21 protein-coding genes and 1 pseudogene are annotated in these 23,103 nt (G+C 64.4%); 14 read left to right on the top strand and 8 right to left on the bottom strand.

The window, feature by feature from the left end:
• Positions 1–404: 404 nt before the first annotated feature.
• Complete coding sequence (locus tag LFT47_RS07815; protein WP_236816797.1) at positions 405–1,295, bottom strand: hypothetical protein; 891 nt, start codon at positions 1,293–1,295, stop codon at positions 405–407.
• A gap of 21 nt (positions 1,296–1,316) precedes the next feature.
• Here LFT47_RS07815 and LFT47_RS07820 point away from each other — a divergent pair, with 21 nt between their 5' ends.
• From LFT47_RS07820 to xerD, 9 genes are all read left to right on the top strand, one after another.
• Complete coding sequence (locus tag LFT47_RS07820; RefSeq protein WP_236816798.1) at positions 1,317–2,180, top strand: hypothetical protein; 864 nt, start codon at positions 1,317–1,319, stop codon at positions 2,178–2,180.
• Positions 2,173–3,162 (top strand): HAD-IIA family hydrolase, encoded by a 990-nt coding sequence (locus LFT47_RS07825; RefSeq protein WP_236816799.1) that lies wholly within the window; start codon positions 2,173–2,175, stop codon positions 3,160–3,162. Before LFT47_RS07820 ends, LFT47_RS07825 begins: the two co-directional genes overlap by 8 nt.
• 9 nt (positions 3,163–3,171) lie before the next feature.
• A complete protein-coding gene (locus tag LFT47_RS07830) occupies positions 3,172–3,411 on the top strand; it encodes a hypothetical protein (protein WP_236816801.1) in 240 nt (79 codons plus the stop codon).
• Positions 3,412–3,413: 2 nt separating this feature from the next.
• Positions 3,414–4,226, top strand: a complete 813-nt coding sequence (locus tag LFT47_RS07835) for a TlyA family RNA methyltransferase (protein ID WP_236816803.1) — start codon at positions 3,414–3,416, stop codon at positions 4,224–4,226.
• Positions 4,227–4,239: 13 nt separating this feature from the next.
• The gene (locus tag LFT47_RS07840; RefSeq protein ID WP_236816805.1) at positions 4,240–5,262 is read left to right on the top strand and encodes an NAD kinase; all 1,023 of its coding nucleotides are present in this window, start codon (positions 4,240–4,242) and stop codon (positions 5,260–5,262) included.
• A 3-nt stretch (positions 5,263–5,265) separates the two neighbouring features.
• The gene (recN, locus tag LFT47_RS07845; RefSeq protein WP_236816807.1) at positions 5,266–7,005 is read left to right on the top strand and encodes a DNA repair protein RecN; all 1,740 of its coding nucleotides are present in this window, start codon (positions 5,266–5,268) and stop codon (positions 7,003–7,005) included.
• Positions 7,006–7,216: 211 nt separating this feature from the next.
• Positions 7,217–8,959, top strand: a complete 1,743-nt coding sequence (locus LFT47_RS07850; RefSeq protein ID WP_236816814.1) for a CTP synthase — start codon at positions 7,217–7,219, stop codon at positions 8,957–8,959.
• A gap of 27 nt (positions 8,960–8,986) precedes the next feature.
• Entirely contained in the window at positions 8,987–9,649 is a 663-nt protein-coding gene (locus LFT47_RS07855) for an NUDIX domain-containing protein (protein WP_236816815.1), read from the top strand.
• A 2-nt stretch (positions 9,650–9,651) separates the two neighbouring features.
• A complete protein-coding gene (gene xerD / locus LFT47_RS07860) occupies positions 9,652–10,614 on the top strand; it encodes a site-specific tyrosine recombinase XerD (protein WP_236816818.1) in 963 nt (320 codons plus the stop codon).
• 38 nt (positions 10,615–10,652) lie between these two features.
• Here the strand turns inward: xerD and LFT47_RS07865 are convergent, their stop codons facing one another.
• On the bottom strand, positions 10,653–11,381 hold the full coding sequence (locus LFT47_RS07865; RefSeq protein WP_236816820.1) for a hypothetical protein: 729 nt from the start codon (positions 11,379–11,381) through the stop codon (positions 10,653–10,655).
• 55 nt (positions 11,382–11,436) lie between these two features.
• On the opposite strand from LFT47_RS07865, the gene LFT47_RS07870 reads away from it, so the two are divergent.
• On the top strand, positions 11,437–11,940 hold the full coding sequence (locus LFT47_RS07870; protein WP_236816822.1) for an 8-oxo-dGTP diphosphatase: 504 nt from the start codon (positions 11,437–11,439) through the stop codon (positions 11,938–11,940).
• A gap of 79 nt (positions 11,941–12,019) precedes the next feature.
• Here the strand turns inward: LFT47_RS07870 and LFT47_RS07875 are convergent, their stop codons facing one another.
• The 6 genes and pseudogenes from LFT47_RS07875 to LFT47_RS07900 form a co-directional block, all read right to left on the bottom strand.
• On the bottom strand, positions 12,020–13,171 hold the full coding sequence (locus LFT47_RS07875) for a bifunctional 2-methylcitrate synthase/citrate synthase (protein WP_236816824.1): 1,152 nt from the start codon (positions 13,169–13,171) through the stop codon (positions 12,020–12,022).
• Positions 13,172–13,241: 70 nt separating this feature from the next.
• Entirely contained in the window at positions 13,242–14,150 is a 909-nt protein-coding gene (prpB, locus tag LFT47_RS07880) for a methylisocitrate lyase (protein ID WP_236816826.1), read from the bottom strand.
• Positions 14,151–15,671 (bottom strand): MmgE/PrpD family protein, encoded by a 1,521-nt coding sequence (locus LFT47_RS07885; protein ID WP_236816827.1) that lies wholly within the window; start codon positions 15,669–15,671, stop codon positions 14,151–14,153.
• Positions 15,616–16,322: pseudogene (locus LFT47_RS07890) on the bottom strand (GntR family transcriptional regulator). The gene LFT47_RS07885 and the pseudogene LFT47_RS07890 overlap by 56 nt, the downstream one beginning before the upstream one ends.
• A gap of 120 nt (positions 16,323–16,442) precedes the next feature.
• Entirely contained in the window at positions 16,443–17,156 is a 714-nt protein-coding gene (locus LFT47_RS07895) for a response regulator (RefSeq protein WP_236816829.1), read from the bottom strand.
• A complete protein-coding gene (locus LFT47_RS07900) occupies positions 17,153–18,820 on the bottom strand; it encodes a sensor histidine kinase (protein ID WP_236816830.1) in 1,668 nt (555 codons plus the stop codon). Before LFT47_RS07900 ends, LFT47_RS07895 begins: the two co-directional genes overlap by 4 nt.
• Before the next feature lie 152 nt (positions 18,821–18,972).
• Between LFT47_RS07900 and LFT47_RS07905 the strand changes: the two genes are divergently transcribed.
• From LFT47_RS07905 to scpB, 4 genes are all read left to right on the top strand, one after another.
• Positions 18,973–20,298 carry a cation:dicarboxylate symporter family transporter gene (locus tag LFT47_RS07905; RefSeq protein ID WP_236816831.1) on the top strand — a complete coding sequence of 442 codons (1,326 nt, stop codon included), beginning with the start codon at positions 18,973–18,975 and terminating at the stop codon, positions 20,296–20,298.
• Positions 20,299–20,542: 244 nt separating this feature from the next.
• A complete protein-coding gene (locus tag LFT47_RS07910) occupies positions 20,543–21,442 on the top strand; it encodes a ParA family protein (RefSeq protein WP_236816832.1) in 900 nt (299 codons plus the stop codon).
• A 5-nt stretch (positions 21,443–21,447) separates the two neighbouring features.
• The gene (locus tag LFT47_RS07915; protein WP_236816833.1) at positions 21,448–22,308 is read left to right on the top strand and encodes a segregation and condensation protein A; all 861 of its coding nucleotides are present in this window, start codon (positions 21,448–21,450) and stop codon (positions 22,306–22,308) included.
• Entirely contained in the window at positions 22,305–22,970 is a 666-nt protein-coding gene (gene scpB / locus LFT47_RS07920) for an SMC-Scp complex subunit ScpB (protein ID WP_236816835.1), read from the top strand. Before LFT47_RS07915 ends, scpB begins: the two co-directional genes overlap by 4 nt.
• The last annotated feature ends 133 nt before the right edge of the window (positions 22,971–23,103 follow it).

The following is a 23,103-nucleotide window of genomic DNA, read 5'->3' on the forward strand; positions in this document are numbered from 1 at the left end:
CAGCAGATGTGAGTGGCCCTCTCGCCGGAGCCGGTATATGTGAGCGGGCGTCCGGCGAAACCCCGGTATATGTGAGCGGGCGTCCGGCGAAACCCCGGTATAGGTGAGCCGGCGTCCGGCCAGGGCCCGGCATATGTGAGCGGGCGTTGTTGAGCCTTCAGACGATTTGGCAGCCCAAAGGGCCGACACTGCGCCCGAGGCCTTGGATCTGAAAGCCAGCCTAAGGGGGCTCAGTCATGCCTGGGGCTGTGATGATTCCCACGGGAAGCCTGAATAGGCGCCCCTCGAATGCGTTCGTGGATGGCTGTTCACCTAGAATTACATAAGAGATACGAGCCGGATCCCGGCGGCGTGAGAACAAAATACGGATAAGAGCGGCTGCGCATGCGCCAGTGGTCAGCTCACTACAGGAGGAATCCATCATGGCTGAGCACAACGGCGGCAACCGCGGCAACTTCGGCGGTGGCCGCGGCGATCGCGGCCCGTTCCGCGCGAACAACAATTCCGGGGGCGACCCGAGAGGATTCCGTTCCAGGGACAACCGTGACGGCGCTCCTGGCGGCGACCGAGCCGGTAAGCAGGCGGGCGATGGTGAGCGCCGCAGCTTTGGTGATCGTCCTCGTCGTGATGGGGATGCGCGCCCGAGCTTTGGTGATCGTGATCGTAAGCCGTTTGGTGATCGTCCTCGTCGTGATGGGGATGCGCGCCCGAGCTTTGGTGATCGTGATCGTAAGCCGTTTGGTGATCGTCCTCGTCGTGATGGGGATGCGCGCCCGAGCTTTGGCGATCGTGATCGTAAGCCGTTTGGTGATCGTCCTCGTCGTGATGGGGATGCGCGCCCGAGTTTTGGTGACCGCGACCGCAAGCCGTTTGGTGACCGTCCGAGCCGTGATGGGGATGCGCGCCCGAGTTTTGGTGACCGTCCGAGCCGTGATGGGGATGCGCGCCCGAGTTTTGGTGACCGGGACCGTAAGCCGTTTGGTGATCGTCCTCGTCGTGATGGGGATGCGCGCCCGAGTTTTGGTGACCGCGACCGTAAGCCGTTCGGTGACCGTCCGCGCCGCGAAGGCGACGGAGAGCGCCGTAGCTTCGGCGACCGCCCCGAGCGCGGACCCCGCAAGTTCGACGGCCCACGTAGCGAAGGACGCAGCTTCGGCGGCGGCTCCTGGGAAGAACGTCCCGCGCGGGTTCCGAACGCGGCGGATCTGCGCAGCGCCAACCGCCCGGACCGCGAGCGTTCCCCCGAGATCGACGACGACGTCACGGGTCAGGAACTCGACCGGGTCACGAAGCACCAGATCAAGACCCTTGAAGGCATGAACGCCGATTGGGTCGCCAAGCACCTGGTGATGGCCGGCCGCCTTATCGATATCGACCCTGAGCTGTCCTTCCAGCACGCCTTGGCCGCTAGCCGCCGTGGTGGCAGGTTGGCCGCCGTCCGTGAGGCCGTGGGCCTGACTGCCTACGCCGCAGGTCACTATGGCGAGGCGCTCCGCGAGTTCCGCACCTACCGCCGGATCAGCGGGTCCAATGTCCATTTGCCGCTCATGGCCGACTGCGAACGCGGTCTGGGTCGGCCGGACCGTGCGCTGGACGTGGTCCGTTCACCCGAAGCACAGGACCTCGACGCCCCCGGCAAGGTTGAGCTAGCCATTGTGGCTTCCGGTGCCCGGAGCGACCTTGGCCAGTTGGACGCCGCGGTGGCCGAGCTGGAGATCATCCAGCTCGACATCAACCGTGCCTTCTCCTACAGCCCGCGCCTTTTCCGTGCCTACGCAGACGCCCTGACGGCAGTGGGCCGCACGGAAGAAGCCGGCAAGTGGCAGCGCCAGGCAGTCGTGGCTGAAAATGCCCTCGGCGTTGGAGACTTCGAGGACCCGGACATCATCGACCTCGGCGAGGACGATGAAAATGAAGCTCGCAAGCCTCGTTTCCGGAACATCGAGGAGAACGCGGAGCGGACCGAAGCGGACAGGTCACAATCTGCGCCCGCACGCGCGGAGACGGGCATCGCCCCTGAATCCAGCGAACAGGACGAGGTGGAACTCGACGACGTCGAGTCTGACTACTTTGAGTCCGACGACGCCGAGTCGGATCGCGATTCCGTCGAGGACACCGAAGAAGACGAGGAAAACGGAGAAGAGGCTTCCGAGGGCGGCGAAGAGACCAAGAATGACTGAGGCCTCACTGGTTTCGCGTTTCGACGCTGTCCTGTCCGATCTGGACGGAGTCGTCTACGCGGGCCCGCACGCCATTCCCGGCGCTGTGGAGTCCTTGCAGCGGCTTGAATCAGTCGGGGTGCGCCTAGGCTATGTAACCAACAACGCTTCGCGTACCCCGGCACAGGTGGCCGCGCATCTTCGTGAGCTTGGCGCGCCCGCTGAGGATAACCAAGTGGTCAGTTCCTCGCAGGCCGCCGGGGATCTTTTGGCCGGACTCCTGGCCCCGGGTTCGCGGGTAATGATTACCGGCAGTCCGGCGCTGGCCCACGAAATCGAACTCGTGGGCCTCACGCCAGTCCACAGCGCCAAAGAGAACCCTGTGGCTGTGGTCCAGGGCTTCAACCCGGAAATCGCGTGGAAGGATCTTGCGGAGGCGTCTTATGTTGTCGCCGCAGGCGCCCTCTGGGTGGCTACCAATACGGACATGTCCATTCCCCAGGCCCGCGGGATTGCTCCCGGAAACGGCACCCTCGTGGCCGCCGTCGCGTCGGCCACCGGCAAACAACCGCGGGTAGCCGGCAAACCGGAGGCCCCGCTCTTCCACTCGGCGGCACGGAGGCTCAAGTCGGAGCGCCCGATCGTCGTCGGAGACCGGCTGGACACCGACATCCTTGGCGGCAACCGTGCGGGCTTCGCGACGGCGGCAGTCCTCACCGGCGTCGATACGCCCGAGTCCATCCTGGCTGCACGCAGCTCGGAACGCCCCGGCTACTTGCTTGCTGATCTCACGGAACTGTACGAGCCGTACCCCGAGATCGTCGAGGAGGACAGCACGTTCCGCTGCGGAAAGGCAACTGCCGAAGTCCAGGATGGCCTGATCAAGGTCTCCGGGTCCGAGAAGGATCTGGACGCGTGGCGCGCTGCATGCGCAGCCTGGTGGGCGGCCACCCCCGACGCTGCGGAGGCTACATCGCCGCGCCTCGAATGGCTGGAAAACTAGACTGGTCCAATGAGCGAGTTGAACGATCACCCGGAGAGCGCCGCGGAAATGAGTGCCAGCGATCTGGACGGCCTCGAACCGCGCGATGCCCCATGGCCGGACGACACGGCCGCGACAGGTGACGACGCCGTCGATGCTGCCTTGGGGCGGCTGGCAGGCATCTCCGTTGTGCCGGTGGCCGAGCACAGCAGGGTCTACGACGAGATCCACGACGCTCTGCTGGCGGCCCTCGACGACGAAGAACGCTGAGCATGGCCAGACTCGACCAGGAACTCGTCAGCCGTGGATTGGCGAGATCGCGGACCCATGCCGCGAAACTCATTGCGGACGGAAAAGTCAGTTCCGAAGGCAGCGTCCTCGCCAAGGCGGCGCAACAGGTCTCCGAAGAGACGGAAATCGATGTTCAAGCCCACGCCGAGGACGTCTACGTCAGCCGCGCGGGACACAAACTCGCCGGGGCGCTGGCGGCCTTCCCTTCCGTTCTTGTGGAAGGCAGGCGGTGCCTCGATGCCGGAGCCTCCACCGGTGGCTTCACTGACGTTCTGCTCCGGCAAGGTGCCGCGCACGTGGTGGCGGTCGACGTCGGGCATGACCAGTTGGTGCCGTCCCTGCGGAACGATCCCCGCGTCGCAGTCCATGAGGGCGTCAACGTCCGCTACATGACGCCCGGGCAGATCGGCGGCCCGGCCGCGCTCACCGTGGCGGACCTGTCCTTCATTTCCCTCACCCTGGTTCTACATCCGCTCGCGGCATGCACCGAACCCGGGGGAGACCTCGTGCTCATGGTGAAACCGCAATTCGAGGTCGGCAAGGAACGGCTGAGCCGGACCGGCGTGGTCACCTCCGATCATGAACGGCGTCGCGCGGTGGCCCAAGTCGCCAAAGCGGCCCTGGATGCAGGGCTTGAACTTTGCGGCCTGGCACCGAGTCCCTTGCCGGGCCAGGACGGAAATGTGGAGTACTTCCTGTGGATAAAACGCAGGATTCAACCGGACTTGCCTAAGATCGAAGAGCGGGACGAGGAAGTTGCTGCACTGATGGAACGACTCTGGACCACCCACTAGAAAGCAGAACACCATGAGCAGGCGCGTTTTGGTCCTTGCCCACACCGGGCGTGAGGACTCCCTTCGCGCGGCCTGGGATGCCTGCGGGCAACTCCACTACTCCGGCCTGATCCCGGTGATGCAGAAGTCTGAATTAGACGACATCGAACGGTTCTACGGCGTGGTGGATAAGCCGATCGAGATACTCCACGAGGATGTCCGGTTGGAGGACGTCGAACTCGTCATGGTTCTTGGCGGTGACGGCACCATCCTGCGCGCTGCCGAGCTGGTCCGCAACGTCGATGTTCCCCTGTTGGGCGTCAACCTCGGGCATGTCGGGTTCCTCGCCGAAAGCGAGCGGGCCGATCTTGCCCAGACCGTAGAGTGGATCGCGAGCCGCGAATACACCGTGGAAGAGCGCATGACCATCGATGTCCAGGTGTGGGTCCGGGGCCAGAAGATCTGGCATACCTGGGCCCTCAACGAGGCCGCCATTGAAAAGGCCGACCGGGAGCGCATGATCGAAGTGGTGACCGAAGTGGATGAACGTCCGCTGACGTCGTTCGGCTGCGACGGCGTGGTCCTCGCGACCCCTACGGGTTCCACGGCTTACGCCTTCTCATCCGGCGGGCCTGTGGTGTGGCCCGAGGTTGAAGCCCTGGTGATTGTCCCCATCAGCGCCCATGCCCTCTTCGCCAAACCCCTCGTGGTTTCGCCGCGGTCCAGGCTGGCCGTGGAGATCCTCACCCGGACTGACGCCCAAGGCGTGCTGTGGTGCGATGGCCGCCGTTCCGTGGATCTCCCGCCCGGCGCGCGGATCGAAGTAACAAGGTCAACCCGGCCCGTGCGGCTTGCCCGCACCCACCAGACCCCGTTTTCAGCGCGGCTCGTGCGGAAGTTTGAGCTCCCCATCCACGGCTGGCGGGGTCCGGCACCCCGTTCGGCAGACATCCACACCGGTCCCACCCCCGTGATCAGGACCTTCAAGCCCAGCCCTTTGCCGGCGCCCCAGGACGTGCGGACAGGCAGAACGGCCGACCCCACAAAGGAGATGTAAACCATGATCGAGGAACTCCGGATCCGTGATCTCGGCGTCATCACCGACGCCACGTTGCCGTTGGGGCGCGGCCTGAGCGTCGTTACGGGCGAAACCGGTGCCGGCAAGACCATGGTGGTCACCGCCGTGGGCCTCCTCCTGGGAGCCCGGTCGGACGCCGGCGCGGTACGTTCCGGTGCCAAGTCGGCCTCTGCAGAGGCCCGGCTCTTGCTTGATCCGGCGCACGCCGCCGTGGAACGGGCCGTGGAGGCCGGCGGCGACGCGGAAGAGTACGACGGCGGCACCCAGCTCTTGCTGGCCCGCACCGTGGGCGCAGACGGCCGCAGCCGTGCTTTCGTGGGTGGGCGGTCCGCGCCTGTGGGCGTGCTGGCGGAACTTGGCGAGAGCCTGGTGGTGGTGCACGGCCAGTCGGACCAGATACGTCTCAAGGGTGCCGTGGCGCAGCGGCACGCACTGGACCGCTTCGCCGGGGCCGAGCTCGCCGCGATGCTCACGGAATACCAGGAGCTTTACGGGCATTGGAAGTCCAGCCAGGCGGAGCTCGATACCCTCCGCGGCGAGGCCCGGGAAAGGCTACGCGAGGCGGAATCGCTCGCGGTCGCGCTCCAGGAAATCGACGACGTCGATCCCCAGCCCGGCGAGGACGAATCCCTCAAGGCCGAGGCAGTGAAGCTGGCGAACGTGGAAGAGCTCCGCATCGCCGCCGCGGCAGCGCATGAAGCCCTGATCTCGGAGGAATTCGGCGAAACAGCTGATGCCACGACGCTGATTGACTCGGCCAAACGGGCGTTGGACCAGGTTTCCGAACATGACGAAGCGTTGGCGGGAGCCGCCGCACGCCTCGCCGAGATCGGCTTCCTCATCAATGACATAGCGGGGGAGCTGTCCAGCTACCAAGCGTCCCTGGACTCCGAGGGGCCCGAACGGCTTTCGGAGATCGAGGAGCGGCGCGCTGCCCTGGCCAAACTCATCCGGAAGTACGCTCCGAGCATCGACGAGGTCTTGGAATGGGCGGCAGCGTCGAGGACCCGGCTTGACGAACTGCAGGATGACTCGAGCCGGATCGAAGCCCTTGACGCCGAGGTAACCGCCGCGGAGTCGACGCTGCGAAAGCAAGCCGCACGCATCTCGAAGTCGCGATCGAAGGCGGCCAAGGAGCTCTCCGCGCGTGTGAGTGCGGAGCTCACAGCGCTTGCGATGGCCGATGCGACCCTGGTGATCGAGCTGGACAGCCAAGGACAGTTGGGGCCGCACGGCGTCGACGACATCTCCTTCCTCCTGCAACCGCACGCAGGTGCCCCTGCCCGTCCTCTCGGAAAGGGCGCGTCCGGTGGTGAGTTGTCCCGCGTCATGCTTGCCATCGAAGTGGTCCTCGCCGCTGTGGACCCTGTGCCCACCTTTGTCTTTGACGAGGTAGATGCCGGAGTGGGCGGGCGTGCCGCCGTCGAGATCGGACGCCGGCTCGCCATGCTGGCCCGCCACGTCCAGGTGCTCGTGGTGACCCACCTGCCGCAGGTGGCTGCCTTCGCCGACCAACATATCCGCGTTACCAAGACCTCCGTCAGGGGAAGCGATGGCAAGACGGCCACGGGCTTCACGTCCAGCGACGTCCAGGTCCTCGATGACGAGGAACGCGTGAAGGAGCTTGCCAGGATGCTTGCAGGCCAGGAAGACTCGGAGTCTGCGCGTGCGCATGCCCAGGAATTGCTGGACGACGCGAAGCTTCTGCCCCAGCAGGCATAGCCGCCCGGCAGCCGTCTGGGACATCGGTCACATGAGCGCCTTCGCCGGTCCCTGAGGCTCCTTCGTCGGTACCTGAGGCCAAGTAGCGGATTTCCGGGCGGCTGAGCTGTTTTGCCGGTCCGGGTGGACTTTACTCTTGATCCTTGCCCCACGGCAGGGGACTATTGAGCATTTGGGAAAACGGCTAGCGGATCCTTTGGAGGCGCAATTGATGATAGGCTCGAATTCCGTGGTGCAGCGATCAAATTCCCGTGTAAATTCCCGGTTCCCGGGCTCGTCCAAGACGACCAAACACATCTTTGTCACTGGCGGTGTGGCGTCCTCGCTCGGTAAGGGACTGACGGCTTCGAGCCTCGGCCACTTGCTGCGGGCACGCGGTTTGTCTGTAACTATGCAGAAGCTCGATCCCTATCTCAACGTGGATCCGGGCACGATGAACCCCTTCCAGCATGGCGAAGTCTTCGTCACTGACGACGGCGCCGAAACCGACCTCGACATCGGACACTACGAGCGGTTCCTCGATGAGAACCTTGAGGGTTCGGCCAACGTCACAACCGGCCAGATCTACTCGACAGTCATCGCCAAGGAACGGCGTGGTGAGTACCTCGGCGACACCGTCCAGGTCATCCCGCACATCACGGATGAGATCAAGCGCCGCATGCGCCTCCCTGCTGAGGGCAAGAACGCTCCTGATGTCATCATCACCGAAATCGGCGGCACCGTTGGCGACATCGAGTCGCAGCCTTTCCTCGAGTCCGCACGCCAGGTCCGACAGGACATCGGCCGGAACAACGTCTTTTTCCTGCACGTCTCGTTGGTGCCGTACATCGGCCCCTCGCAGGAACTGAAGACCAAACCAACACAGCACTCTGTTGCCGCTCTGCGCTCCCTCGGCATCCAGCCGGAAGCGATTGTGATCCGCTCGGACCGCGAAGTGCCTGACGCTATGCGCGAAAAGATCGGCCGCATGTGCGACGTCGATATTGACGCAGTGATCAACGCCGCCGATGCTCCCAGCATCTACGACATCCCCAAGACGCTGCACTCCCAGGGCCTTGACTCCTACGTCGTCCGAGCCTTGGATCTCCCGTTCAAGGACGTCGACTGGACCAGCTGGGACAAGCTCCTCGAAGCTGTCCACAACCCCAAGCACCACGTGGAAGTTGCCTTGGTGGGCAAGTACATCGACCTCCCGGACGCTTACTTGTCCGTGACCGAGGCCTTGCGTGCCGGTGGTTTTGCGAACGAAACCAAGGTCAAGATCCGCTGGGTCCCGTCCGACGAGTGTGAAACCCTCGAAGGCGCCACCAAGTCCTTGGCCGGCGTCGACGCCATTTGTGTTCCCGGTGGCTTCGGTATCCGTGGCCTGGAGGGCAAGCTCGGCGCACTCAAGTTCGCCCGCGAGACGAAGCTTCCGGTGCTGGGCCTCTGCCTCGGTCTTCAGTGCATGGTCATCGAGTACGCCCGCAATGTGGTCGGCCTCGAGGGCGCGTCCTCCAGCGAGTTCGAGCCTGACTCCAAGTACCCTGTCATCGCCACCATGGAAGAACAGCTCGACATCGTGGACGGCAAGGGCGACCTTGGCGGCACGATGCGCCTGGGCCTTTACGAAGCCAAGTTGGATGAAGGCTCCGTGGTCGCAGAGACTTATGGCGCAACGACTGTTAGCGAGCGTCACCGGCACCGCTACGAGGTCAACAACAAGTACCGCGAGCAGATCGCAGCCGATGGACTCGTGTTCTCCGGAACGTCTCCCGATGGCAAGCTGGTTGAGTTCGTGGAACTGCCCCGCGAAGTACACCCGTACTACGTTGCGACTCAGGCCCACCCCGAGCTCAGCTCCCGCCCCACGCGCCCCCACCCGCTGTTTGCAGGCCTCGTGAAGGCTGCGCTGGAGCGTCAGTCAGGCGTGGATTCGCTAGCAAAGTCAGCCCGCAAGGTCGCTGCGAAGTAATCGCTCAAACGAATGAAGGACGGCGCGATGCCCGGTATTTCTGAAACCCCCAGCACTTTTCGGAGGGTTTCGGACATGCCGAGCCCGCGCCGTCTTTTGTCATCCAACAAGGTCTATGAAGGCCGTATTTGGGACGTCGTCAGTGACGCCTTCGAGCTGGGCGAAGACACCGGCACTTTGGTCCGCGACTACATCGACCATCCTGGCGCTGTGGCGGTACTGCCGATGAATGTCGACGGCGAAATCCTGTTGCTCAAGCAATATCGCCACCCCGTGGGCATGGATCTGTGGGAGATTCCTGCCGGGCTCCTTGATGTGGCCGGCGAAGACTTCGTCGCCGGCGCAGCCCGGGAGCTCGCAGAGGAGGCAGATCTGACCGCAGCCACGTGGAATGTGCTCGCCGACTTCTTCAATTCACCGGGATCCTCGAGCGAGGCGATCCGAATCTATCTGGCGCGGGGACTGGGAGACGTGCCCGAGGCCGAACGCCACGTCCGCACCGAGGAGGAATCCGAAATCGAGCTGGCGTGGGTGCCTCTCGATGAAGCTGTTTTGGCAGTCCTGGAAGGCCGGCTGCACAACCCGTCCGCCGTCGTCGGGATCCTCGCCGTCGCAGCTGCCCGCGCCGACGGCTTCAGGAACCTGCGACCGGCCAATGCCCCTTGGCCTGCCCACCCGAGCCAGCGCTGACCGTGCCCCAGCTCGCGGAGACCAGGGTCCAGACCGCCATTGACCGGGCCGTCACGGACTACCTGCAGCACCTTGGCGTGGAACGCGGCCTCGCAAGCAACACCTTGTCCGCCTACCGCAGGGATCTGTCCCGCTATTCGAACTTCCTGGCTGGGTCCGGTGTCGACAAGCCGGGAAATATCTCCCGCCGCGATGTCACTGCCTTTGTCCAGGCCCTGGCCGACGGCTCAGACGGCGGCGCGGCACTCGGCGTCCGTTCGGCGGCGCGGACCGTGGTTGCCGTCCGGGGACTCCACAAGTTCTGGGCCCTGGAAGGGACGACGACGGCGGACCCCGCGAGCGATGTCCACCCGCCAATGCCCGGCAAGCGTCTGCCGAAGGCCATTAGCGTCGGCGAAGTGACCCGGATCCTTGAAGCCGCCGGTGCCGATACCGCCACCGGGTTGAGGGACCGGGCACTTTTGGAGTTCCTCTACTCCACGGGTGCCCGCATCAGCGAAGCGGTGGGGCTTGACGTCGACGATGTCTCCCTCGAGGCGGAGGCCGATGGGCCCGCGATCGTGCGGTTGTTCGGAAAGGGCTCCAAGGAGCGCTTGGTGCCGCTGGGGTCCTACGGTGCCCGCGCCGTCGGATCCTATGTGGTCCGTGGAAGGCCTGCGTTGGCCGCCAAAGGAAAAGGCACCCCGGCGCTGTTCCTGAATGCCCGCGGAGGCCGGATCAGCCGGCAAAGCGCCTGGACCATTCTCAAGACTGCGGCCGAAAAGGCCAACATCACCAAGGATGTCTCCCCGCACACCCTGAGGCATTCTTTCGCCACTCATCTGCTTGAGGGCGGCGCCGATGTCAGGGTGGTGCAGGAACTCCTGGGCCATGCCTCGGTGACCACCACACAGGTGTACACCTTGGTCACGGCCGACACCTTGCGCGAGGTGTATGCGGCTGCACATCCACGGGCGCTCGGCTGACCCCTCGCGCTGCACGCTGGAGACTTATCGCGGTCCGGTTACGCCAAGACCTTGAAGGTCAGCTCCACCGCGTTCAAGAACAGCGCCAGGATGGACATCCCGAGGCCGGCCACGAGCAGAAGGCCCGGGTGCGCCAAGCCGACAACCACCCGCCTGAGATCAGGCCGGGAGCGCAGGAATTTCCTTGGCACCCGTGAGCTGGCGGGACTTTGGCTCCAGCCACGCAAACGTCGCGGGAACCAGGCGCAGCGGACAATGAAAGCCATCCACAGGACCGAAATGACAAGCGGGACTGCTGCCACGAGCAGGTTGAAGCCGAGGGCTGTCACTTCGCGCTCGGAATTTCCCACTGCGGCCTGGACGGTCGTGGAGATCGAGGCGCTCATGACCACTGAGACGCCCCAAACGAGGAATGCCGTCACCAAGGCAAGGAATCTCACGAAAAAGTGGCCAAGGACTGATTCGTTTTGTGGTTTCAAATGCTTGCGGGGAGTAGCGTTCAGCACTGCGAGTGTAGACAGTAGGGTCGGCAGCGCGGCCATGCCGACCAGCAGGTACCAGCTCCAGCCGGCCAGGTCCAGGAATTCATCGAGGAGGATCAACGCTGCCCAGAAACCGGTCCATGCCCACCCGGCGTAGAGCGGATGCCGGACCAGCCAGCCAGGGAGCCAGGCCTCGGAAGTGTCCGCTGCCTGGGCACTCGCCTCGTTCCCCGGGGCATCTGAAGGGGTTGCCGTCGTGGGACCTTCACCCCCATCCACGCTCATGGGCCAACTGTAGCAAGGACACACTTGTGAAGCCCCGCAGAGTTAGGCTTGGTCAATGACTGCAGCCCACGTCACCCTGTGCTTCCTGCTCCGCGACGGCGACTCCGGACAAGAGGTGCTCCTGGGCCGGAAGAAGACCGGCTTCGGCACGGGGAAGATCGTGGGCGTCGGCGGACATGTGGAGTCCGGAGAGACAGCGGCCGAAGCCGTATGCCGGGAAGTTCAGGAGGAAATCTTCGTCCACGTGGAAGAAGGGGACCTCGTCCCCGCGGGCACAGTGGATTTCGTCTTCCCCGCCAAGGCCGAGTGGAACATGTTCACCACGGTGTATCTGACCGGGCGATGGACAGGCGAGCCAGCGGAGAGCGATGAAATAGCGCCGCAGTGGTACCGCGTGGAAGGACTCCCTGTCGAACAGATGTGGGCCGACGCCGAACACTGGCTGCCCGCCATGATTTCCGGCCAACGCATCGCGGTTGAAGTTGTGCTCGCTGATGACAATGAAAGTGTCGCCGAAGTCCACACGGCCGAATGGCTGGATTCGGGAGCGGCGCGTTAGCCTTCAGATCAATACAACAAACGACGACGGGCCGGCACCCCACAGAGGCAACCGGCCCGACGTCGAACGTTCCGAAAAATTACGGCAGGTGCCGTTCGTCCACGCCGTTGTATTCGCTGAGCGGACGGATCAGGGAGTTTGATCCGAGCTGCTCCATGATGTGCGCGGTCCAGCCGGTGATGCGGCTCGCGACGAACAGCGGGGTGAAGGTCGGGGTGTCGAAGCCCATGAGGTGGTACGTGGGCCCGGCGGGGTAGTCCAGGTTGGGTTTGATCGCCTTGGCCTCGTCCATGGCCTGTTCCAGCCCGTTGTACAGGCCCAGGATCTCCGGGCGGCCGTAGTGGGCGATCATCTTGTCCAGCGCTGCCTTCATGGTGGGCACCCTGGAGTCCCCGTGCTTGTACACGCGGTGCCCGAATCCCATGACCTTCTTCTTCTGCGCCAGGGCGTGTTCCATCCAGGTCTTCGCGCGGCCAGCGGCCTCATCCAGCGATTCCTCGGTGCGGATGCCGATTTCCTCGAAGGTGTGCATGACGGCCTCGTTGGCGCCACCGTGCAGCGGACCCTTGAGGGCGCCGATCGCCGCGGTGACAGCGGAGTGCAGGTCCGAGAGCGTGGACGTGACAACGCGGGCCGTGAAGGTGGACGCGTTGAAGGAGTGCTCGGCGTAAAGGATCATCGAGACGTTGAAGGCCTTCACGACCTCTTCCACCGGGTCCTCGCCGAAGGTCATCCACAGGAAATTCGCGGAATATCCGAGGTCGTCCCGCGGTGCCACGGGTTCGATGGCCTGGCCCTCCGCGCGCCGGCGGCGCTGGTCGTAGGCGACCACTGCCGGCATGGCGGCGAAAAGGTCAATTGCCTTGGTCATGTTGGCTTCGGGCGTGGATACCTCGGCCAGCGGGTGCCGTGCTCCCAGCACCGAAGCGGCCGTTCGGCAGACATCCATGGGGTGGGCCGTCGTCGGCAGAGCATCGATGACCTGCTTCACTACAGGGTCAAGGGCGCGGCCCGCGCGCTCGCGGGCTGTGAACTCTGCAAGTTCCTCCGGCGTCGGCAGTTCACCGTTCCACAGCAGGAAGGCGACTTCTTCGAAGCTGCACTTGGCGGCGAGTTCCTGCACGGGGTAGCCGCGGTACAGCAACGAGTTGGTGTCCGGGTTGACCTTGGAGATCGCGGTATAGTCAACCACGACGCCGGCCAGGCCTTTCTTGATCTCGACAGCTACCATGCTGTTCTCCTTCGTTCATCGGCAAGCACTCCGGAATAGCCGGAACGCCTGCATCCCTTGGTTGATCCAGTTACCGGCTGAGCCCAGGAACCTGGAAGTTGAAAACGCTCGTGTCGAAGTGGTTGTAAGCCTCGTAGTCCACGAGGTCATAGAGCCGCGCACGGGTGAGCATGTTCTCCACCTGCGCCTCCTGCGTTCCTGTGGCCTTGATCGTTTCCAGCGTACGCTCTGCAGCCCCCATGGCAATGCGGAGCAAGGTGACCGGGTAGATCACCATGTTCACGCCGACGCCCTGAAGCTGTTCCACGGTGAATAGCCCGCTCTTGCCGAACTCGGTCATGTTGGCCAGGATCGGCACTTCCACTGCATCACGGATGGCTTGGAACTCGCTGAGATCCTTCATGGCTTCCGGGAAGATCGCGTCGGCGCCGGCGTCGACGAGTGCCCGGGCACGTTCCTGCGCGGCCTCGATGCCCTCGACGGCGCGGATGTCGGTCCGGGCCATGATGAGGAAGTTCGGGTCGCGCCGGGCGTCGGCTGCCGCGCGGATGCGCTTGGCGGCGGTGTCGACGTCGACAACGTTCTTGCCGTCCAGGTGCCCGCAGCGCTTCGGGTTGAACTGGTCCTCGATGTGGCAACCGGCCAGTCCGGCGTTTTCGAGTTCCTGGATGGTGCGGGCGACGTTCATCGGCTCACCGAATCCGGTGTCCGCGTCCACGAGGCACGGGAGTTCGGTCATGCGGGCGATCTGGCCTGCCCGGGTGGCCACTTCGGTGAGGGTGGTGAGCCCGATGTCCGGCAGGCCGAGGTCGTTGGCGAGGACGGCACCGGAGATGTAGACGCCGGGGAAGCCCTTCTCCTCGATCAGTCGTGCCGAGAGCGGGTTGAACGCTCCGGGGAACTGGACGATGGTCCCGGAAGCAAGCATCTCGCGGAGCTTCAGGCGCTTCTGTTCAGGCGTGGTCTTGGAGTAGAGCATCTAGAAGAGTCCCTTCGGTGCGGCGGCGAGGTCGATGACGCCGGGGGCGGCTTGGATGTTCAGCTGGTCCAGCTCGCCCGGGCCCAGTTCCGGGAGGCGCTCGACGGCGGCAAGGAACCTTTCGATCTCGGCCTCTTCAACCAGCCCGGCCGCGAGGGTGCGGAACTTGTTCACGTACTGTTCGCGGGCAAACGGCCGGGCGCCGAGCGGGTGGGCGTCCGCGACGGCAATCGATTCGGTGATGACCGTTCCATCCGTGAGCGTGATGACAACGGTGCCGCCGAAGGCCTTCTCCGCGATGTCCAGGGAGTGGTAGCGGCGGGTCCATTCGGGGTCTTCCACGGTGGTGACCTTGTGCCAGAGTTCCACGGTGTCGGGGCGTCCGGCCCGTTCGGGGCTGTACGAGTCCACGTGGTGCCAGGAGCCGTCCTGCAGCGCGACGGTGAAGATGTACGGGATGGAGTGGTCCAGGGTTTCCCGGGACGCGGTGGGGGAGTATTTCTGGGGGTCGTTGGCGCCGGAACCGATCACGTAGTGCGTGTGGTGGCTCGTTTTGATCAGGACGGATTCCACGTTGGCCGGGTCCGTGGCCTCGGGGTGCTCTTTGTGGAGTTTGCGCGCGAGGTCGATCCAGGCCTGGGCCTGGTATTCGGCGGAGTGTTCCTTGGTGTAGGTGTCCAGGATGGCGCGCTTGGGCTCTCCGGCTTCGGGCAGCGGGACTTCGTAGGAGGCGTCCGGGCCGTCGAGCATCCAGGCGATGACGCCGTCTTCGCCTTCGTAGATGGGCACGGGGGAGGTCTGGCCGCGCATGGCCCGGTCCGCGGCTTCCACGGCCATCTTGCCGGCGAACGCGGGGGCGTGGGCCTTCCAGGTGGAGATTTCGCCCTTGCGGGACTGCCGTGTGGCCGTGGTGGTGTGGAGGGCCTGGCCGACGGACTGGAAGATCGTCTCGACGTCCAATCCCAGGAGGGTGCCGATGCCGGCGGCGGCGGAGGGTCCGAGGTGGGCCACGTGGTCGATCTTGTGCTTGTGCAAGCAGATGGCCTTGACCAGGTTCACCTGGATCTCGTAGCCGGTGGCGATGCCGCGGATCAGGTCCTTGCCGCCGGAGCCGACGTGCTGGGCCACCGCCAGGATCGGCGGGATGTTGTCGCCCGGGTGGGAGTAGTCCGCGGCCAGGAACGTGTCGTGGTAGTCGAGTTCACGCACGGCGACGCCGTTGGCCCAGGCGGCCCACTCGGGGGAGACCTTGTCGCTGATCCCGAAAACGGAGGAGCCCTTTCCGTTGGTGGTCGGCGCGTGCGTCAGGGCCTGCGCCCGGGCAGCGATGATCGGGGCACGGTTCAGGGAGGCAATGGCAACGGAGGCATTGTCGATGATCCGGTTGATGATCATGTCGGTGACCTCGGGAGTCACCTCGACCGGGTCGGCGGCGACCGTGGCGATCTTGTGCGCCAGCTGATCCTCACGGGCAAGGTTTTCTTCGCTCTTGTAGACGCGGACGTGGTTGTTCTTCACCATGGTGCTCCTTTAGTGAGGTGTGTGGGTGGCTTTGACGTGGGAAAGACTGCGGTGCAGATGAAGGGTGGTGGCGGCTTCGGCGAGCCGGGGGTTGCCTGCCGCGATGGCTTCAGCGATCGCGGCGTGCTCGGCGGCGGCGGCATGGAGTCGATCGGCGTCGTCGGCCGCGAGGCGCCGGACCCGCACGAGGTGGACGCGCAGGCTGCGCATGGCCTGGACAAGGTAGGAATTGGAGATGGCTTCGTCGATCGCTTCGTCGAGCCTTCCCACCAAGGCGTAGTAATCGTGCCGTGCGGGATCGGAATCGTTGAGCATCTCCGGAGCCCGGAGGAGCTCTGCGTGGAGTCGGGCGAACACCGGGCGTTCACCCCGCAGTGCGGCGAGGGCGGCGGCTTTGCCTTCCAAGGTTTCGCGCAGCTCGAACAGTTCGTCGATGTCGTCCAGCGAGATATCGGTGACGACGACGCCGCGGCCGCCTGCCGCCGTCGTCAGTCCCTCCGCGGTGAGCCGGCTCAGCGCCTCCCGGACGGGCGTGCGGGACACACCCAGGCGTTCGGATTGTTCCACTTCCGCGAGGACCGTTCCGGGTGCCAGGCGCCACTCAATGATGTCTTCGCGCAGGGCCGCGTAGGCTTTGTCACTGGCACGCATGGACCCTCCTTCACTGGGCGGATGTCCTCAGTGTATACATAAACCGCGACCAGGCCTAGCTTTTGTCGATAAAATCAGGCCACTGATCGAACTGTGTATACATTCGGGGTGAATCGTGGGCTAACTCCGATTCCATCGGTATTCGTTCTCCGGCCGTCCCGGGGTACCGTATCGCGCATTCCGCGTGACCATTCCGGTGTCGGCCAGGTACTCGAGATAGCGGCGTACTGTGACGCGGGACATCCCCAGGGCGACAGTTGCCTCGCTTGCGGACACGGCGCGGCCAAGGCTGGCCAGGAGGTCTTTGACGGACTCCAGGCTATGGGCCGAAAGGCCCTTGGGCAGTGGGACTTCGGTGGGCGCGCGGAGACTGGCAAACGCCTGGTCCACGTCGCTTTGCGAGGCTCCACTCGCCCGAGCGCCCGACGCCGGTGCTGCGAGTTGCTCGCGGAAGGTGCGGTAGCTGGCGAGTTTGTCTGCGAACGTTGCGAACGTGAAGGGCTTGATGAGGTACTGCACCACTCCGATCGACACTGCGCTGCGGACAATGTTCACCTCCCTGACGGCAGTGATGGCGATGATGTCCGCAAGGAGTCCCGAAGCGCGCATTCGGCGGGCAACATCCAGCCCGTGAAGATCCGGCAGGTTCATGTCCAGCAGGACGAGGTCCACCGGCTGTCCCGCAACGGCGAATTCGTTGAGTAGCCGCAGGGCCGACTGTCCGTCCGGGGCCGTTCCCGCAACAGTGAAGCCGTCGATTCGGCCGACGTAGACGCCATGGGCATCGGCGGCGATGGGTTCGTCCTCGACAACGAGGACGCGGATTTCGGTCATTCGGCTTCTTTCCTGGAGTCCGGCGCGGGGAGCGCCACGCGGAAGAACGCACCGCCCAAGGCGCTCGTGGATTCGCTGATGGACAGCGTACCGCCAAGCCGCTGCACTGCTTGCCGGACCAAGGCCAAACCTACGCCGCGGGAAGGAGCTCCTGGTTGACCCGCCTGGCCGATGCCGGCGGCCTTGGTGCTGAATCCGTATTGCCAGACGTCGTCCACGATGCCGGGATCGATGCCGCGGCCGGAATCGGCCACCGTGAATGTGGTTCCTTCAGGTCCGGATTCGATGTCCAGTTCAACTTTGCGCGGCGGGGGAGCGGCAGTGGCGGCGTCGAGCGCGTTGTCCAGCAGGTTCCCCAAAATGGTCACGAGGTCCTGGACGGCGAGGCCCCGGAGGCCGTCCCCGCCGGTCACCGTGACAGTCAGCTCCGCTCCGCGTTCGTGCGCCTCGGCGGACTTCCCCATGATCAGTGCACTCAGGACGGGCTCGTCCACCGATGCCACGAGGTGGTCGGTCAGCTGCTGGCTCAGTTCAAGGTCCTTGGTGGCAAAGTCCAAGGCGTCGGTGGTCCGCCCGAGCTCCATGAGGGACACGATGGTGTGCAGCCGGTTGGCGTGTTCGTGGGTCTGGGCCCGCAAGGCGTCGGACAGGGTCTTCATTGTTTCGAGTTCACTGCCGAGGGACTCGATTTCCGTCCTGTCCCGGAGCGTGGCAACGGTCCCGAACACGGGAGGTCTCTGCCGGCCCCTCATTCCGGGCGGTCCCACGGCGGGCGCCTGGTTCACCACCAGGATCCGGGACCCCGTGAGGTGGATTTCGTCGTGTGCCGTCCGGCCGGACGCGAAGAGCCCGTGGAGGCTGGGGTCCAGGGGCAGATCCGCAAGGCGAGGTGCGCCTCCCGCGGCGGGATCGACGTCGGACCTTTCCAGTCCCAGCAACTCCGCGGCCTGGTCGTTGTACATGACCACTCGGCCGCCCGTGTCGATCAGGACCACGCCTTCGCGGACCGAATGCAGGACCGACTCGTAGTAGGCGAACAATTGCGCCAATTGCTCCGGTCCCCAGCCCCGGGTGACCGAACGCAGGTATCGGCCCAGCAGCCCGGAGGCCAGGGAGCCTCCAGCGAGCATGGCCAGGGAAAAGGCGATGATCGTGGTGAGCCGGGCTGACACGGCGACGTCCACAGTCCGTACTGTGACACCGGCTGCCACGAGTGCCCGGACTTTTCCGGATGGATCCTCCACGGGGACGATCGTGCGGACGGACGGGCCGAGCGTACCGGCAGTAACCTCTGTGAACGTCTGCCCGTGCAGGGCGGGATCGATGGTGCCGATATAGGGTTTGCCGATTTCGTCGGGGTTCGCATGGGTCCAGCGCGTCCGGTCCGGCGCCATGATGGTGATGAAGTCGGTGTGGGCGTTAGCCATGACCACCTGGGCGTAAGGCTGCAGGGCGGCGGACGGATTCGGCGTGCCGGCTGCCTGAAGGACGAGGGGATTGGCCGCGATCGCCGCGGCCACCGCCTGCATGCGCTGGCCGGCGTCGTTGTAGGCCCGGTCCCTGGCATCCACGAAGGCCACCGTTCCGACGATCGCCGTGAGCGCCAGGATGAACAGCAGATTTGCCACAAAGAGTCTCCGGGCAATGCTCCAGCGTCGGATCACGTGCTCCTTTCTGCGGGCCGTCCTGTGACCAATATGAACGCAACAGTGATACATGTCACGCCGCGCCTAATGATGGGTATCACAGCAGAGCGACGCAGGGACATTTTGCAGGGACCACGGCGCTTTCCAGAGTATCTATAAGGAGCAAAGCCATGACCTCTCAAAGAGGAGAGATTGCACCCGCCAAGACCGGGCGCAAGGGGCTGGACAAGTCGCATTACCTCTACATCGCCGTGATCGCCGCAGTAGTACTGGGCGCCGTCGTCGGCTTGCTGTTCCCCGAAGTGGGTAAATCCCTCAAGCCTTTGGGCGACGGCTTCATCAAGCTCATCAAGATGATGATCGCCCCCGTCATTTTCTGCACCATCGTCCTGGGCATCGGATCGATCGCCAAGGCAGCCACTGTTGGCAAGGTCGGTGGCCTCGCACTCATCTACTTCCTGGTGATGTCCACGTTCGCGCTCGCCATCGGTTTGGTTGTTGGCAACATCATCCACCCGGGTGAAGGCCTGAAGCTGATCCCGTACGACCCCAATGCGAAGGCCGCCACGAACAGCACCGCCGACTTCCTGCTGGGCATCATCCCTGGAGACATTCCCGTCCTGCCGACGCTCCTGGCCGCCATCTTGGTGGGCTTTGCGCTGCAGCGCATGGGCTCCCAGGGCCAGCCGGTGCTCAAGGCCATCCAGCACGGGCAGGCACTCGTCTTCCGCATCCTCATCATGATCATGTGGCTGGCTCCCGTCGGTGCCTTCGGTGCGATCGCGGCAGTGGTCGGTGCCACCGGAGTAAAGGCAATCTTCGGAATGCTCACCCTGATGGTTGCGTTCTACATCACCTGCGCATTGTTCATCGTCGTGGTGCTCGGAACCTTGCTGCGGGTGGTTGCCGGCGTCAGCATCTTCCAGCTGATGAAGTACCTGGCCCGCGAGTACCTGCTCATCTTCTCCACCTCATCCTCCGAAGCGGCGCTGCCGAGGCTCATCGCCAAGATGGAGCACCTCGGTGTTTCCAAGCCCGTTGTCGGTGTCACGGTGCCTACTGGCTACTCCTTCAACCTGGATGGAACCGCCATCTACCTGACTATGGCCTCGCTGTTCGTCGCCAACGCCATGGGTATCCCGCTGGACCTGGGGGCGCAGGTATCGCTGCTGGTGTTTATGATCATTGCGTCCAAGGGAGCGGCCGGCGTTTCCGGTGCAGGCCTTGCTACCCTGGCCGCAGGCCTGCAGGCACACCGGCCCGAATTGCTGGGCGGCGTCGGCATGATCGTCGGCATCGACCGTTTCATGTCGGAAGCCCGCGCCCTGACCAACTTCACGGGCAATGCTGTCGCCACGGTGTTGATCGGTACCTGGGTCAAGGAAATCGACCGCAACCAGGTCACCAACGTCCTGTCCGGCGCGACGCCGTTCGACGAGCTGACCATGATCAGCCACCACGCTGAACCCGAAGTGAAAGAGGCCGTGGCCGCATAGTCCGGCACACTGTTTCGAAGTATCCACGCAGGCAAGGCAGGAACCCGTCAGGGGACCTGCCTTGCCTGCTTTTTATTGGCACGGTACCCAACCTTCTACCTCAGCTAGAAGGTAAAGGCTCAAACTGCGGGCAATGTCAAGTTCCGCAGAATGCCGTGTCGGGCGCTGTAGCCTAGGTGGGGAGCAGTGTTGGTGCTGGAGACAGCCGCAGGAAATGACCGTCGTGGAGAGAGTGGATAGATACGTGAGCAGCGAACGGGGAACGACTACGCTGGAGGGCACGGATTTCGATCTGGAAGACGCCGTCATGGGGCCCACGGGCCGCCCGCACCGCGACTTCCCCGAGCCCACGCCACTGGCCTCCCATGGGCCGGCCCGGGTCATCGCCATGGTCAACCAGAAGGGCGGCGTGGGAAAGACCACGTCGACCATCAACCTCGCCGCTGCGCTCGCAGAATACGGCCGTCGCGTCCTGCTCGTCGACTTCGATCCCCAAGGAGCCCTTTCCGCGGGCCTGGGAACGAACCCGCACGAGCTTGACCTCACGGTCTACAACGTCCTGATGGACCGCAAAGTGGACATCCGCGACGCCATCCAGAAGACCGGCGTCGAAGGCATCGACCTCCTGCCGGCGAACATCGACCTCTCCGCCGCCGAGGTCCAGCTGGTCAACGAGGTAGCCCGCGAGCAAGTGCTCGACCGCGCGCTCAAGAGCGTCGAGGACGACTACGACGTCGTGCTCATCGACTGCCAGCCGTCCCTGGGCCTCCTCACGGTCAATGCCTTGACGGCCGCGCACGGCGTCATCATCCCGCTGATCTGCGAATTCTTCGCCCTCCGCGCGGTGGCACTGCTCGTCGAAACGATCGAAAAGGTCCAGGACCGGTTGAACCCGCGCCTGCAGGTGGACGGGGTGCTCGCCACGATGTACGACGCCCGCACCCTGCACAGCCGCGAAGTCATTTCCAGGCTCGTAGAGGCGTTCGGGGACAAGGTCTTCGAGACCGTCATCAAGCGTTCCATCAAGTTCGCCGACGCCACGGTTGCCGCGGAGCCCATCACCAGCTACGCCGGAAACCACATCGGTGCCGACGCCTACCGCCGCCTGGCCAAGGAACTGATTTCGCGCGGCGGCGCACCCTAGCCCGCGTGGCAGAACCGCTCACCCCGGGAGCCCCGCCCTCGGGACGGAAGGCCGGCTTTGAGGTCCGGCTGGCGAACTTTACCGGCCCGTTCGATCTCCTGCTCGGCCTGATTTCCAAGCACAAGCTGGACATCACGGAAGTCGCGCTGGCCACTGTGACGGATGAGTTCATCAAGTACATCCGGCGCCTGCAGGAACTGGGCGAGGACTGGGCCCTGGACGAAGCCAGCGAATTCCTGGTCATCGCCGCGACGCTCCTGGACCTGAAAGCCGCAAGGCTCCTGCCGGCAGGCGAAGTCGAAGATGCCGAGGACATTGCGTTGCTGGAAGCCCGGGATCTTCTCTTCGCCCGGCTCCTGCAGTACAAGGCTTTTAAGCAGGTGGCCGCGATCATGTCCGGCACTTTGGAGTCGGAAGCCCGGCGCTTCCCGCGGCAAGTCGCGTTGGAAGGGCATTTCGCGGCAATGCTGCCCGAACTTATCTGGCGCCATACGCCCGAACAGTTCGCCGCGCTGGCGGCCAAGACCCTGGCTCCGAAGGACAAGACGCCCGAGGAAGTCGGGCTCGACCACCTTCACGGATCACCCGTCAGCGTCAAGGAACAAGCCGAGATCATCGGGTACCGCCTGCAGCGCGGCCAGCCGCAATCCTTCAGGGCCCTTATTGCCGACGCCGAGTCGACGCTTGTTGTCGTAGCCCGGTTCCTGGCACTACTCGAGTTGTTCCGCGACCGGGTGGTGGCGTTTGAGCAGCCGGGTCCGCTCGCTGAACTGACCGTCCGCTGGACAGGGCGCCCCGAAGGCTGGAGCAGCGACAGCTTGAGCGATGAGTATGACCAGATCGACAAGGGAGAGGAACCGCTGTGAGCGAGCAGGAAACGGGCGGGGACGGCCTCGCCGAGCTTGAAGCCCTACCCGGCGGCGCCCGCGCGGCCCTCGAAGCCGTGCTGATGGTGATCGACCAACCGGCCACCGCGGAAGAGCTCGCTGCCGGGCTCAACGTGACGGTCGCCGTCGTCGAGGATTTGCTGGAGGGACTGCGGCAGGAGTATGGCGGCTATACTGTTAAAGCCCCGGGCAGGAACGCTGATGACTTGCACACTGATGCAAGTGCCAGCGCTGCACCCCGGGGTTTTGAGTTGCGGAACGTTGCCGGAGGGTGGCGGATCTATTCACGCGCGGATTTTGCCGACGTCGTGGGCAGGTTCGTTCTCGAGGGCCAGACCGCGCGGCTGACGCAGGCAGCCCTCGAAACCATGGCGGTCATCGCGTACCGGCAGCCGGTTTCCAGGGCGACGGTGTCGGCCATCCGCGGCGTCAATGTCGATTCAGTCGTTCGGACCCTTGTTCAACGCGGGCTGATCGAGGACTCGGGTACCGATCCTGAATCGGGGGCGATCCTTTACCGGACCACCTCGTACTTCCTCGAGCGCATGGGCATTGGCTCGGTGGCGGAACTGCCTCAATTGTCCCCCCACCTTCCGGGGCTGGAGGGGATCGAGGAGTTCTTCGACGCCGAACGCATGTAGTCGCGGGAAACACCGCGGCCGCAGGCAAGGCAAAAAACTCAATATTGCAAGGATCTACAAACGCCCGGCTAGTAGCGGGCAGACGCACAGGACAGATATTCTCTGTCCGGCTGGCTTACGTTGAGAAAGAACA

It is taken from the genome of Arthrobacter sp. FW306-2-2C-D06B, assembly GCF_021789175.1.
GTDB lineage: Bacteria > Actinomycetota > Actinomycetes > Actinomycetales > Micrococcaceae > Arthrobacter.

Excerpts from the sequence above, each read along its gene's own strand:
- LFT47_RS07820 (WP_236816798.1), top strand. The coding sequence starts at position 1,317 with ATGAACGCCGATTGGGTCGCCAAGCACCTGGTGATGGCCGGCCGCCTT.
- LFT47_RS07825 (WP_236816799.1), top strand. The coding sequence starts at position 2,173 with ATGACTGAGGCCTCACTGGTTTCGCGTTTCGACGCTGTCCTGTCCGAT.
- LFT47_RS07830 (WP_236816801.1), top strand. The coding sequence starts at position 3,172 with ATGAGCGAGTTGAACGATCACCCGGAGAGCGCCGCGGAAATGAGTGCC.
- LFT47_RS07835 (WP_236816803.1), top strand. The coding sequence starts at position 3,414 with ATGGCCAGACTCGACCAGGAACTCGTCAGCCGTGGATTGGCGAGATCG.
- LFT47_RS07840 (WP_236816805.1), top strand. The coding sequence starts at position 4,240 with ATGAGCAGGCGCGTTTTGGTCCTTGCCCACACCGGGCGTGAGGACTCC.
- recN (WP_236816807.1), top strand. The coding sequence starts at position 5,266 with ATGATCGAGGAACTCCGGATCCGTGATCTCGGCGTCATCACCGACGCC.
- LFT47_RS07850 (WP_236816814.1), top strand. The coding sequence starts at position 7,217 with ATGATAGGCTCGAATTCCGTGGTGCAGCGATCAAATTCCCGTGTAAAT.
- LFT47_RS07855 (WP_236816815.1), top strand. The coding sequence starts at position 8,987 with ATGCCCGGTATTTCTGAAACCCCCAGCACTTTTCGGAGGGTTTCGGAC.
- LFT47_RS07865 (WP_236816820.1), bottom strand. The coding sequence starts at position 11,381 with ATGAGCGTGGATGGGGGTGAAGGTCCCACGACGGCAACCCCTTCAGAT.
- LFT47_RS07870 (WP_236816822.1), top strand. The coding sequence starts at position 11,437 with ATGACTGCAGCCCACGTCACCCTGTGCTTCCTGCTCCGCGACGGCGAC.
- LFT47_RS07875 (WP_236816824.1), bottom strand. The coding sequence starts at position 13,171 with ATGGTAGCTGTCGAGATCAAGAAAGGCCTGGCCGGCGTCGTGGTTGAC.
- prpB (WP_236816826.1), bottom strand. The coding sequence starts at position 14,150 with ATGCTCTACTCCAAGACCACGCCTGAACAGAAGCGCCTGAAGCTCCGC.
- LFT47_RS07885 (WP_236816827.1), bottom strand. The coding sequence starts at position 15,671 with ATGGTGAAGAACAACCACGTCCGCGTCTACAAGAGCGAAGAAAACCTT.
- LFT47_RS07895 (WP_236816829.1), bottom strand. The coding sequence starts at position 17,156 with ATGACCGAAATCCGCGTCCTCGTTGTCGAGGACGAACCCATCGCCGCC.
- LFT47_RS07905 (WP_236816831.1), top strand. The coding sequence starts at position 18,973 with ATGACCTCTCAAAGAGGAGAGATTGCACCCGCCAAGACCGGGCGCAAG.